General features: G+C 38.6%; 10 protein-coding genes. 4 read left to right on the forward strand and 6 right to left on the reverse strand.

What is annotated here, in order from left to right:
• The first annotated feature begins 62 nt into the window (after nucleotides 1-62).
• The 4 genes from CA2015_RS25140 (at nucleotide 63) to CA2015_RS12045 (ending at nucleotide 3,028) form a co-directional block, all read left to right on the forward strand.
• Nucleotides 63-236: a dihydrofolate reductase family protein gene (locus tag CA2015_RS25140; protein WP_240477973.1), complete on the forward strand. Its 174-nt coding sequence runs from the start codon at nucleotides 63-65 to the stop codon at nucleotides 234-236.
• A 9-nt stretch (nucleotides 237-245) separates the two neighbouring features.
• Nucleotides 246-629: a dihydrofolate reductase family protein gene (locus tag CA2015_RS12030; protein WP_240477974.1), complete on the forward strand. Its 384-nt coding sequence runs from the start codon at nucleotides 246-248 to the stop codon at nucleotides 627-629.
• Nucleotides 630-1,411: 782 nt separating this feature from the next.
• Nucleotides 1,412-1,846: a universal stress protein gene (locus CA2015_RS12040; RefSeq protein WP_048642141.1), complete on the forward strand. Its 435-nt coding sequence runs from the start codon at nucleotides 1,412-1,414 to the stop codon at nucleotides 1,844-1,846.
• 186 nt (nucleotides 1,847-2,032) lie between these two features.
• Nucleotides 2,033-3,028: an aldo/keto reductase gene (locus CA2015_RS12045; protein ID WP_048642142.1), complete on the forward strand. Its 996-nt coding sequence runs from the start codon at nucleotides 2,033-2,035 to the stop codon at nucleotides 3,026-3,028.
• A gap of 130 nt (nucleotides 3,029-3,158) precedes the next feature.
• On the opposite strand, the gene lpdA is transcribed toward CA2015_RS12045, so the two are convergent.
• The 6 genes from lpdA to bshA all read right to left on the reverse strand — a co-directional run bounded on the left by lpdA (nucleotide 3,159) and on the right by bshA (nucleotide 12,464).
• Nucleotides 3,159-4,556 (reverse strand): dihydrolipoyl dehydrogenase, encoded by a 1,398-nt coding sequence (lpdA, locus tag CA2015_RS12050; RefSeq protein ID WP_048642143.1) that lies wholly within the window; start codon nucleotides 4,554-4,556, stop codon nucleotides 3,159-3,161.
• A 65-nt stretch (nucleotides 4,557-4,621) separates the two neighbouring features.
• Nucleotides 4,622-6,178, reverse strand: a complete 1,557-nt coding sequence (gene odhB / locus CA2015_RS12055) for a 2-oxoglutarate dehydrogenase complex dihydrolipoyllysine-residue succinyltransferase (protein ID WP_048642144.1) — start codon at nucleotides 6,176-6,178, stop codon at nucleotides 4,622-4,624.
• Between the two features lie 85 nt (nucleotides 6,179-6,263).
• Complete coding sequence (locus tag CA2015_RS12060) at nucleotides 6,264-9,056, reverse strand: 2-oxoglutarate dehydrogenase E1 component (RefSeq protein WP_048642145.1); 2,793 nt, start codon at nucleotides 9,054-9,056, stop codon at nucleotides 6,264-6,266.
• Nucleotides 9,057-9,351: 295 nt separating this feature from the next.
• Nucleotides 9,352-10,167 carry an NAD(P)H-binding protein gene (locus CA2015_RS12065; protein ID WP_048642146.1) on the reverse strand — a complete coding sequence of 272 codons (816 nt, stop codon included), beginning with the start codon at nucleotides 10,165-10,167 and terminating at the stop codon, nucleotides 9,352-9,354.
• Nucleotides 10,168-10,551: 384 nt separating this feature from the next.
• A complete protein-coding gene (locus CA2015_RS12070) occupies nucleotides 10,552-11,175 on the reverse strand; it encodes a sterol desaturase family protein (RefSeq protein ID WP_048642147.1) in 624 nt (207 codons plus the stop codon).
• A gap of 149 nt (nucleotides 11,176-11,324) precedes the next feature.
• Nucleotides 11,325-12,464 (reverse strand): N-acetyl-alpha-D-glucosaminyl L-malate synthase BshA, encoded by a 1,140-nt coding sequence (gene bshA, locus CA2015_RS12075; RefSeq protein ID WP_048642148.1) that lies wholly within the window; start codon nucleotides 12,462-12,464, stop codon nucleotides 11,325-11,327.
• Nucleotides 12,465-12,479 lie beyond the last annotated feature (15 nt).

Below are 12,479 nucleotides of genomic sequence, written 5' to 3' on the forward strand. Positions count from 1 at the left end.
GTTGTTGAGGAAGCGGATTTCTTTTTTACCCATATTAATTTTATTACCTCTAAATTAAAAGTATGAAATGTTCTGTTTTTATAGCTACCAGTGTTGATGGATTTATCGCAAAACCAGACGGTAGTGTGGATTGGTTACACACAGCAGGAAATGGGCAGGTATTGGCAAAAGAACAGGCCGATATGGGATTTAACGCTTATATAGCAGCTGTGGATTGTATGATCATGGGGCGGTAATGCATGGAGATGATCTCAAGTATTAATTTAACTCCCGAACAATGGCTTTATGGAGATATAAAAATCATTGTTTTAAGCAATACTGTGAAACATGCTCCAGAAAATCTAAAAGATAAAGTAGAAATGTATGCTGGCGACTTGCGGGAGTTGCTTACATCCCTGGAAGATAAAGGTTATAAACATGCCTATATTGATGGTGGGACAACCATTCAAGCATTCATTGATTTAGCACTGATAAATGAATTAACAATAACAAAAGCACCTGTGCTATTGGGAGAAGGTATTTCTCTATTTGGAAAGACTGGTAAAGATATAAAACTTGAGCAAGCTGAAGCAATTGCTTTTCCAAATGATTTCATTCAAGTGAAATACAAGGTGAATTATAATGAATAAAGGGACTGGATTTACAATTCATTTTAATGCAATGATCAGCCTTTTTGATAAGGGTAAGGTGCTTTGAATTGCCCTAAATTGACAGCCTATTTTTTGGCTGTTTTTCATTTAACAACTTAATTTCCAAATAAAATCATTTAAAGAAACTAACCTCACTGTCTCTGAGAATCCTTTTGTGGTGGTTACTGAAAAGGAAAGGATTTGGCAGTCCCGATTATTCAGGAATTCACAAAAACTTTAATCAAGGATTAGGAACTGAATTTCCTGTTTCCATCGACTAATAGGATCTTTTTGTGGTAGTTTGCCTCAGAATTGCAAGCCATTTTTTCGGATTGAAGGCACCAATCAGGATTCAGGTTCAAAGAAAATTTTGAGTTGCTGGAACGGTGTTACAGTAAATAGAACTTACAGGCAAAGACTGGTAGCTGAATTGGACATAAAACTTGAGGATTCGAAAGGTAAATTCAGGTACTTTAAGTTTGGCCTTATTACTTTGAATTGGATGATAATGTATGTAAAAATGAAACCGTATTTAACTTACTACGTTTGATCTTGTCTGCCTTTCCCTGAAAAATAGGCTGCAATACTGCCAAAATCTTCTCGTTTGTACTTAGGAGCCAAAGACTAGCACCTTTGGCATTGAGGCATAGTTGATTTTTATGTAATTTGCCTATGGATACAAGCTTTTGTTTAGGAACCCTGTATTTATGATTAAATTTTACACAAATACTTGGGGGTAAGTATTATAATTAGCCTGCTTTTGGTCTTTAAACCAATTATAAATGAAAAATATTTTAGTTACGATCGATTTTAGTAAGAATGAAAAACAACTAATTGACAAAGCATTTCAATTGGCAGAATCGTTCAATTCGAAATTGTGGCTGATGCATATAGCTGCCCCAGATCCCGATTTCGTTGGTTATGAAGTAGGCCCTCAATACATAAGAGACGCTAGAGCATCAGAACTTAGGGAAGAACACATGAAGCTTAAAGAATACAGTACTGCCCTAAAGAGAAAAGGGGTTGTTTCAGAAGGACTGCTTGTTCAAGGAGCAACTATTGAAATGATTATTGAGGAATCGAAAAAGCTAAATATTGACCTAATTATTGCTGGGCACCACAAACATGGGTTTTTTTACAATGCATTTGTAGGCAGTGTGTCTGCAGAACTTATAAAAAAATCCAAAATACCTGTACTTATCGTCCCCTTGGAATAAGTAAATACTAAGTTCAACCATAATCAGGTATGGGTTGCCTAAAGTACTTTGGTCATAATGCACTATGGAAAAATGACTCTTGGGTAGCGATTTCAGCACGTAATAGATTGTCTATTGCATATTTCGGGTTTAACCTATATTTGTTCTCGGGCGACAGAAAATTACTATTAACATTTATTTATTTTTATGAAATACAGAAAATTAGGTAATACCGATCTTAACCTCTCAGCAGTCACCTTTGGATCTTTTGCCATAGGTGGTTGGTTATGGGGAGGTACAGAGCAAAATACTGCGGTTGAAGCGATACAAGCTTCTTATGATTTGGGGGTAACTTCGATTGATACAGCGCCAGTCTATGGGCAGGGTCTCAGTGAAAATATTGTCGGCAATGCAATAAAATACATTCCCAGAGATAAAGTGCAAATTCTCACCAAGTTCGGCATGCGCTGGGATCTGGCCAAAGGCACATTTGCTTTAAATAGTAAAGATGGGAGTGGAAAAGACATCGACATTTACAAATATGCTGGAAAGGAAAGCATAATTAAGGAATGTGAGGATAGTTTGAAACGCTTAGGGACTGATTATATTGACCTTTACCAGCTTCACTGGCCAGACATTACTACTCCTATAGAAGAAACGATGGAAGCGGTAAGCGAGTTGATTAAACAGGGGAAAGTTCGTTATGCTGGGGTTTGCAATTACAATGAAGCGCAAATGACGGAAGCAGAAAAATACATAGACCTGGCATCTAATCAGGTTCCCTACAGTATGGTACTTCGCGATATTGAAGAAAAAATTGTTCCCTATAGCCTTGAAAATGGGAAAGGAATTCTGGCTTACAGTCCACTTGAAAGGGGATTGTTAACCGGAAAAATGAAACCAGGTTATAAATTTGGAGAAGGTGATCAAAGGGCAACGAGGGCATTTTATAAAGATGAAAACCTCAAACGTACCAACGAATTTCTAGATAAAATCAAACCTATTGCTGATGAAAAAGGGATAACATTGGCGCAGCTGGTCATTTTATGGACACTTGAGCAACCTGGGGTTTCAGTAACTTTGGTTGGGGCAAGAAATGCGGAACAAGCCATACAAAATGCCAAATCCAGTGACCAGGATTTATCCGATAAGGAGGTAGAAATTATAGACATGCATTTGAACCAATTGGTTTTGGTTCCATAATTAGTCAATCGGCGAATTATTCGATTGCCCTTGCTAAGGCAATTAATGACACCGTATACTGGATTTTCAACAATGAAAAAAGGCCTTTGAATTACTCAAAGGCCTTTTTGGCTTTTATTGGTATTTTACATTAAATATGTAAAGCTCTGTTATCTGTGGCGGCCAAACAAGCTTCTTTAAACGCCTCCGTATAGGTAGGGTGGGCGTGGGACATCCTGGCAATGTCTTCTGCAGAAGCACGGTATTCCATGGCTACAACTGCTTCAGCAATCATGTCAGCTGTTCTAGGGCCAATCATATGTACCCCAAGAATCTCATCTGTTTCAGCATCAGCCAAAACCTTCACAAGTCCATCTATATCTCCACTGGCTCTTGCCCTGCCTGAAGCCATGAAAGGGAATTTTCCAGTCTTGAATTTCTTGCCTTTTTCTTTGAGCTGCTCTTCAGTATAACCTACGCTCGCTACTTCTGGCCAAGTGTAAACCACACCTGGTATCAGTAAGTAATTGACATGCGGTTTTTGTCCAGCTAAGGTTTCAGCTACAAATACGCCTTCTTCTTCTGCTTTATGGGCCAACATGGCTCCTTTCACCACATCTCCGATAGCGTAGATATTGTCAGCGGAAGTTTTTAGGTGTTCGTCAACTTCTACCTGTCCTTTTTCATTGATTTTCACACCTGCAGCAGCAGCATTCAAGCCGTCGGTATAAGGTTTTCTGCCTATGGATACCAAGACATAATCCCCTTTTATTGTTATCGTTTCTTTTTTACTGTTTTCTGCTGATACGGTAACTTCTTTACCCTTTCTTTCTACTGCCGTTACTTTGTGTTTCAAAAAGAATTCAAAACCAAGTTTCTTTAGAGACTTTTGAAGCTCCTTGCCCATAGTTTTGTCCATCGTTGGGATAATGCCATCCATGTACTCAACTACGGATACCTTAGCACCTAATCTTGCGTAAACGGACCCCAATTCAAGACCAATAACACCACCACCTATGATGACCAGGTGTTTTGGAATTTCTTTAAGTTCAAGTGCCTCAGTAGAGGTGATGATACGTTCTTTATCTAAAGAGATAAATGGAAGGCTAGTAGGTTTAGAACCAGTGGCAATAATGGTGTTTTTTGCCGTTAACTCTTCCGTTTTGCCATCCTCTTTAGTGACGATAATGGTGTTTTTATCTTTGAAAGAACCGATGCCCTGGTGAACATCGATTTTATTTTTCTTCATCAGGTATTGAATACCATCCACGTTTTGACTTACTACTTCACGCTTTCTGGTAACCATTTGCTTGAAATTGACTTTCAAAGCACTAAGGTCTATACCATGATTTTTAAAAGTATGGGCAGCATTGTGGTAGTGTTCTGAAGAATCCAGAAGTGCTTTTGAAGGGATACATCCTACATTCAGGCAAGTACCTCCAAGAGTTGAGTATTTTTCTATAATAGCGGTTTTCATGCCCAGTTGCGCAGCTCTAATTGCAGCTACATAGCCTCCAGGTCCAGATCCGATTACGATTAAATCATACATTATATATCATCTTTTAGAACCATGCCGATCTTTGATTTATAGGCAGGTAATATTTCAAATAAGTTTTAAATTCCCAACATTAATCTTGCAGGATCTTCAAGAAGCTCTTTCATTCGAACTAAGAAGCTAACAGACTCTCTACCATCAATGATTCTATGGTCATACGACAAAGCAAGGTACATCATTGGAAGGATCTTGACCTCTCCATTTACGGCCATTGGTCTTTCTACGATATTGTGCATTCCCAGGATTGCTGCTTGAGGAGCATTAATAATAGGAGTAGACATCATAGAACCAAATATACCACCATTGGTTAGGGTGAAAGTTCCACCTGTCATTTCATCAATGGATAACTTACCGTCACGCGCTTTAACAGCCAGACGAACAACTTCTTTTTCTACACCGGAGAAAGATAGGTTTTCTGCATTTCTGATTACAGGTACAACCAATCCTTTTGGAGAAGAAACAGCAATTGAAATGTCACAATAATCATGATAAATGATCTCGTTTCCGTCAATTTGAGCATTTACTGCCGGCCATTCCTGAAGGGCAACACATGCTGCTTTAGTGAAAAAAGACATAAAGCCAAGGTTAACTTCATACCTCTCTTTAAATTTGTCTTTGTATTGTTTTCTGATGTCCATGATTGGTTTCATGTTGACCTCATTAAAGGTGGTCAGCATGGCCGTTTCATTTTTCACAGAGACCAATCTTCTGGAAATGGTTTTTCTTAGAGAGGTCATTTTCTCTCTTCTTTCTCCACGTTCTCCTTTTACCGCTGCGTCTTTGACATCTGCAGAGGCAGGTTTAGAAGCACTTTTAGCTGCTGCTGGAGCTGCTGGTTTTGCTTTTTCTGCTTTTTCAGCATCTTCCTTAGTGATTCTACCGTCTTTTCCAGTACCCTTTACACTGGCAGGGTCTATTCCTTTTTCCGATAAGATTTTACTTGCAGCAGGTGAGGCATGGCCTGTAGCATAAGTCTCATTGCTGCTTGTGTTTTTATTACCGCTATCAATTGCTGCCGTATTTGCAGCAGTTACATTACCTGCTTCCGGAGCTCCATTAGTCACCTCAATTTTACAAATCAGGCCGCCGATCTCTAAAGTATCACCTTCACCGGCCACCTGTCTTAGAATTCCTGATGCTTCAGCAGGCAGTTCAAAGGTAGCCTTGTCAGAATCCACTTCTGCTATTATTTCATCCAATTCCACATAATCGCCATCGGATTTGATCCAAGAAGCCAAAGTGACCTCAGTAATCGATTCTCCTACTGCAGGTACGTGCATTTCTTTTACCTCTCCTGTGCTTTTGGCAGGTGTAGTTGCTTGGCTTGGTTGACTGTCTGCTTCAGTAGACTCAGTTGTTTTGGGGCTTTCTGCTTCCTTTCCTTCTGTGTCAATTTCACAAATTACAGCTCCAATTTCAAGGGTATCACCTTCCTCAGCTTTGGTGAAAAGCACTCCTGATGCCTCTGCTGTAAGCTCAAAAGTAGCCTTGTCGGATTCCAGTTCGCAAATGACTTCATCCATTTCTACAAATTCACCATCTTTTTTAAACCATTGACCTATGGTTACTTCGGTGATGGATTCTCCTACTGCAGGGACTTTGATTACTATACTCATCGGTTATTTGATTTTTTCCCGTTATTAAAATGCTTCCGGGTCGAATTTCAATATTTTAGATATAAATGATAATAGAAATGGGAAATTAAGGATTTATTTTCAAAGCTTTTTCCAAAATTTGTTTTTGTTCTATCAGATGCACTTTATGGTATCCTGTTGCCGGCGAAGCACTTGGCTTTCTAGCGATGACATCCATGGCCAAATCTTTATAAAGATTTCTGACAATGAAGGCCCAGTATCCCATATTTTCCGGCTCTTCCTGAAGCCAAACTGTTTCTACATCTTTTTTGTAAGCCTTTAATGCTTCGAGAATTTGATTTTTTGGCAGCGGATGAAGTTGTTCCACACGAATAATGGCTACATCTTCAATTTTCTCCTTCTCCCTCATTTCAATCAATTCATAGTAGATTTTTCCTGAGCAAAGTACCACCCTGTTTACTTTTTTAGGGGTGGTGGTTTCGTCCAATAAAATCTCTCTGAAATTACCACTGGTAAATTCACTTAATGGTGAAATTACTTTTGGATGACGAAGCAATGATTTTGGAGACATCACTATGCATGGCTTCCTGAAATTCCAAGCCAGTTGACGGCGAAGAAGGTGGAAGAAATTTGAAGGTTCTGTAATATTGGCAACGATGATATTGTATTCTGCAGCCAATTGTAAAAACCTTTCAGGTCTTGCATTGGAATGTTCTGGTCCTTGTCCTTCATATCCATGAGGTAAAAGCATTACCAAACCATTCATTTTCTGCCATTTCGATTCACCTGAAGTGATGAATTGGTCGATCATGGTTTGTGCACCATTGGCGAAATCACCAAATTGGGCTTCCCATATGTTAAGCGCATTTGGGTTGGCCATGGAATATCCATATTCAAAGCCCAGTACTGCATACTCTGACAATAAGGAGTTATAGATATAGAACTTACCTTTACTGTCCTTTAATTCCTTTAAGGAGTCATAAGGTTTGTTGGTATTTGCATCATGAACTACAGCATGCCTATGTGAAAAGGTGCCTCGCTCACAATCCTGACCAGTCATTCTGACGGTCTTGCCATCAAGCAATAAAGAACCATATGCCAAAAGTTCTGCCGCAGCCCAGTTGAGTGTTTTGCTTTGGAAAAACATCTCTTTCCTTTGCTTGAGCTGTGCTTCTATTTGTTTGATTGGTTTAAATCCTTTAGGAAGAATGGTCAATGCTTCTGCCACTTTTTCAATGGCTTCCTTGCTTATGGATGTATTCGGAGATTTTTCAAAATCTTCTGGTTTGGAATAATCCAATGCTTTCCATGCCTTTTCAAATGGTGAAATGGTGTAGGGAAGTGGTTTTACCTTTACCATAGCCAATCTGTCTTGAAGCAATTGACGGAATTCTTTGTCCATTTGCTTGGCAAGCTTGGCATCTACCTGGCCCCTGTCCAATAGGGTTTTATTGTAAATCTCTCTTGGATTAGGATGTTTCGAGATGATATTGTACAATTCCGGCTGGGTAAATTTGGGCTCGTCAGACTCATTGTGTCCATGTCTTCTATAGCAAACCATGTCAATAAATATGTCCTGATTGAATTTTTGACGGAATTCAACAGCAATTTTCGCTGCAAATACCACCGCTTCAGGATCATCACCATTGACGTGAATAACAGGTGCATCAATTATCTTGGCCACATCTGTGCTGTAGATAGAGCTTCTTGCATCATCAAAATCTGTAGTAAAACCTACCTGATTGTTAATTACAAAATGGATGGTTCCACCTGTGTTATAGCCTTTCAGATTGGCCATCTGGGTGACTTCATAGACGATACCTTGTCCTGCTACAGCCGAATCCCCATGGATAAGAATTGGAATTACCTTGTCCTCATCTCCTTTATAATGGTCGTCTATTTTAGCCCTCACAAATCCTTCTACAACTGGGTTGACAGCCTCTAAGTGAGAAGGATTAGGAGCCAATTTTAAAATCATTAATTTACCATTGGTGGTAGGTACTTCCGAAGAGAAGCCCATGTGGTATTTTACATCACCATCTCCCATGGTTAAGTCTGGCGTAGCAGTACCTTCAAATTCAGAGAAAATCTGTTCGTAGGTCTTGCCCATTACATTGGCCAGAACATTCAGACGTCCCCTGTGGGCCATTCCTATCATCATTTCCTCCACTCCTAAATCTGATGCTTTATTTATCAATGCATCAAGGAATGGAATGGTGCTCTCGCCACCTTCTAATGAAAACCTTTTTTGACCTATATATTTGGTATGCAGGAAGTTTTCAAAAACTACTGCTTCATTTAATTTGAATAGGATTCTCTTTTTCTCCTCTAAAGGAGGGTTGAATTCCAGAGATTCTTTTTCTACGATTATCCTAAACCAATCCAGCATTTCAGGATCCCTTATGTACATGTACTCAAAGCCCATTGAGCCTTCATATATGATTTTGAGGGAATCAATTATTTTGGAAAGTTTGGCATCGCCTATTCCAATCTCATTTCCTGCTTGAAAGACGGTATCTAAGTCTGATTTTTCCAAACCAAAATCACTCAAGTCCAACAAAGCACGTCGATCTCTTCTTTCTCTTACAGGATTGGTTTTAGACCTAAGGTGACCCCTGGATCTGTAAGCATGGATCATTGCCCTTACCTTTATTTCCTTTGGTAATTGCTCCATGTTCATAATAGTGCCCTTTGTGGCCAAGTTGCCATTTAAAGGAGCTTGATTACCTGAAGCAGTCTCTCGGGTTTCTTCTTCACCAAATTTGTTTATGGCGAAATCGAATCCATCAAAAAAAGCTTTCCAACTGCTGTCTATTGCTTCGGGGTCTTTTTTATAATCCTCATATAGCTCATCTATGTAAGCAACATGGGCATTGGAAATATAAGAGTATTTATCCATGGGGTTATTTAATATATTGCGCTCCAAAATTAGGTTAATATGTTATTTAATAAAAACCGCTTATGCGGATTAGCGAATATCTCTGATTATCAGGAGTGTTTAATTTATGATACCATATAAAAGTTTACCTATTATTATTTGGTAAAATTTAATTCTTATCCAGTGGGTTTTATAAAAGTTGCTTCTGATTGTTTTGGCTAGTTTTCCGGAATTAATAAGAATTCTTGTAATGTTTTTTTTATCGGGAATGATTTTATCACGTTTTATGTCTCTGAAAATCTAGTATTTGCTTTAATTAACCGGTATAGGTGAAATCAAGAGGGTTTTCATATATAAATTGAAAATTGGTGTTCTTCCATTTTTCCACCGAAATCTTCTTCCATGCCTGAGTTTCCTTCTTTGAATAAGATGCAGGAGCAGGGAAGCCCAAGTCAGCTGCATTCTTTTCAAAGATTTCCCGCTTGTTTGGATGTTCAGGACAAACAATATTGTACGTTTCATTCCATAACTTGTTTTTAACCAACCAGAGAATTGCCCTTGCAGCATCTTTTCGGTGAATGTAGTTCACCGGATGTTGTCCTGCAACATTTTCTTTTCCTGAAAAATATTTCCCTGGGATTCTGTCATCCCCTAATAAACCTCCAAAACGAACAATTGTTAAATCATAGGTTTTGTCTTCTCTTAATATTTTTTCAGCATTGAATAGTGCTAGGTTTCCAGTATTGCCCGCATCAAGAGGGTCAGACTCTTTTGCAATTTGATTCTGGCTGGGATAAATTGAGGTTGCGCTAATGTAAATGATTTGTTTGATGCCATGCTTTATGGCCATGGACTTGATAATTTCGATCTGACGTGGATGGTAATCAGAAGGCTTTCTTCTGGTAGAAGGAGGGATGTTGATAAATAAGATGTCTGTATCGAAAATTTTCTCTGGGGGCGGACCGACTAATTCTGGTGATAAAATCAGTTGTTCACAGGCAATGCCTTGATCAGCCAATGAATGCAATTTATCAAGGCTTCTTGTAGTTCCTTTTACGATTTCTCCTGATTCCTGAAAGGCCTTGGCCAAAGGGAGACCTAGCCATCCAAGCCCAATTATACTAATAGTCATTAGCTCCGTTTGTCGTTTTGGTGAAATGTCTTCTTAAAAGTATTTTAACCCGGATTCAGCAATAAGGTTCGTGAAACCTGTCTCATTTTGAAGGAAATTGATTTAATTAATAGAAAATTGCTGTATTTGGTGATTGGGGAAGGCGATGCTAAAATAGCATAGGGCTAGCTAATTTTGAATTGTTCCTTATAAAAGATTGTAGATCCAATTGCCTATAACCTAAAACTCCATTCACCTAAAGTATTTCAACTAAATAAAGGAAGTGGAAACACTAGATAGTTGAATGGAGTTCAACGAAATTAATAGCTACTTATGATTAAATGGACTTTTCAAAAAGAATACAAACTGGCTGATATTAGCCTTTAACGTATTCTTCCGATCATTTTATTTTTTTGGGGCCGTTCCGAATACGTAATCCCAAATAGGTGTACTTACACCAAAGGCTACATCTGGATCTTTGTAATGGTGAATGGCATGATTCACCCATAGAACTTTCAAGAAGTTTTTAGGTGGCTGAAAAGCATGCACTATATAGTGAACACCTAAATAAGAAGCGTATCCTACTAAAAACCCTGGAAGAAAATACAGTGAAAAATCTCCCATCAGGAAGCTGAATAGGAAATAAAGAATTACTGCATAGAGTCCGGAAATAAAAGGCGGCATGGCTAATCTATCCTTGTCTTTAGGGTAGTCATGATGAACCCCATGTACGTTGTACTGCAGTTTGTCTTTGAATTTAGTATCCGGAACCATATGGTAAAGGTACCTATGGAGAAGGTATTCCACCAATGTGAAAGTGAAATAACCCCCAAGAAAAAGTGCTAAAGCTAATGTAAATGAGATAGAGGTTGTTGAAATACCAATATAGAAAGCGTATAAGCCAACCCCTAAAAATAAGGCGATTGGTATACTGATATGCGTTCTGCTCAAGCGTTCCAAAACTGGGTTGGTGAACATTTGGGCTGTTCCGCTATTGTCGGGCCGGTCCAATCTTCCAATTTTTTTCATTTCATGGTTGTGGTTTTATCCAACATCTTATTCAATTATTATGCCTACTTTATTGAAAAGTAAGGCAATTTAATGCTATTTGTATTCTAACGTTACTATTGAGGTAAGTAGTTTCATTTTTAGCAGTTAATTAAAACTGATTTTTATCATTATTTTAGAGCTACTTGCATTTTTTCTATGGTTTTTTGGTAAAAAGCTTCATAAAGTGGAAGGATAGCCGAAACATCAAATAATTTTGCACGTGCCAATGCGTTTTTCTTGAAATTTGATAAATTTTCGTCAGCAAGGATAAATTTTGCTTTGGCTGTCATTGTTTCAATGTCACCTACTTCACATAAGAAGCCAGTTTCGCCTTCGATATTTAACTCGGGAATTCCGCCTACATTACTTGTTAAAAGAGGGACCTCACAGGCCATGGCTTCCAAAGCTGCCAAACCAAAGCTTTCTTTTTCGGAAGGCATTAGAAATAGATCTGCTACTGACAATACTTCTTCAACAGCCTCGAGTTTTCCTAGAAAACGAACATCCTCACAAGTTCCTAATTCTCTACAAAGCCTTTCCATCTTGTCTCTTTCAGGTCCATCACCTACAAGTAATAGCTTTGAGGGAATGGATTTTCTCACCTCGTAAAAGACTTTAATTACATCCTGAACACGTTTTACTTTCCTGAAATTGGACGTATGAACCATCAATTTTTCATCATTAGGGCAGATGGCTTTTTTAAAGTGATCTTTTTTCTGTCTCTTAAATCTAGAAAGGTCAATGAAATTGGGGATGACTTCAATGTGGTTGTCCACATCAAAATGCATATGCGTGGCCTTTTTAAGGTCTTCAGAAACTGCCGTAACTCCATCAGATTCGTTGATGCTAAAAGTGACCACGGGCTCATAACTGGGGTCTTTACCTACCAGGGTTATGTCTGTGCCATGAAGGGTAGTGACCACGGGGATGGTTATACCCTGCCTTTTTAATATCTGTTTTGCCATATAGGCAGCAGAAGCATGCGGTATGGCATAATGAACATGTAAAAGGTCCAAATCTTCATACTTGACCACATTCACCATTTTACTCGCTAATGCAAGTTCATATGGGGCATGCTCAAAAAGAGGATAGCTTTTAATGTCTACTTCGTGGTAATATAAATTCTCACTAAAAAAATCCAGCCGTGTAGGTTGGCTGTAGGTTATAAAATGAATTTGATGACCTTTTGCAGCAAGGGCTTTACCCAATTCAGTGGCAACTACACCACTACCACCAAAGGTGGGGTAACATACTATCCCAATTTTCATTTTAAATTTATTTGA

The sequence above is a fragment of the Cyclobacterium amurskyense genome (genome assembly GCF_001050135.1).
GTDB classification, from domain to species: domain Bacteria; phylum Bacteroidota; class Bacteroidia; order Cytophagales; family Cyclobacteriaceae; genus Cyclobacterium; species Cyclobacterium amurskyense.

Excerpts from the sequence above, each read along its gene's own strand:
- lpdA (WP_048642143.1), bottom strand. The coding sequence starts at position 4,556 with ATGTATGATTTAATCGTAATCGGATCTGGACCTGGAGGCTATGTAGCT.
- CA2015_RS12060 (WP_048642145.1), bottom strand. The coding sequence starts at position 9,056 with ATGGATAAATACTCTTATATTTCCAATGCCCATGTTGCTTACATAGAT.
- CA2015_RS12040 (WP_048642141.1), top strand. The coding sequence starts at position 1,412 with ATGAAAAATATTTTAGTTACGATCGATTTTAGTAAGAATGAAAAACAA.
- CA2015_RS12045 (WP_048642142.1), top strand. The coding sequence starts at position 2,033 with ATGAAATACAGAAAATTAGGTAATACCGATCTTAACCTCTCAGCAGTC.
- CA2015_RS12070 (WP_048642147.1), bottom strand. The coding sequence starts at position 11,175 with ATGAAAAAAATTGGAAGATTGGACCGGCCCGACAATAGCGGAACAGCC.
- CA2015_RS12065 (WP_048642146.1), bottom strand. The coding sequence starts at position 10,167 with ATGACTATTAGTATAATTGGGCTTGGATGGCTAGGTCTCCCTTTGGCC.
- CA2015_RS12030 (WP_240477974.1), top strand. The coding sequence starts at position 246 with ATGATCTCAAGTATTAATTTAACTCCCGAACAATGGCTTTATGGAGAT.
- bshA (WP_048642148.1), bottom strand. The coding sequence starts at position 12,464 with ATGAAAATTGGGATAGTATGTTACCCCACCTTTGGTGGTAGTGGTGTA.
- odhB (WP_048642144.1), bottom strand. The coding sequence starts at position 6,178 with ATGAGTATAGTAATCAAAGTCCCTGCAGTAGGAGAATCCATCACCGAA.
- CA2015_RS25140 (WP_240477973.1), top strand. The coding sequence starts at position 63 with ATGAAATGTTCTGTTTTTATAGCTACCAGTGTTGATGGATTTATCGCA.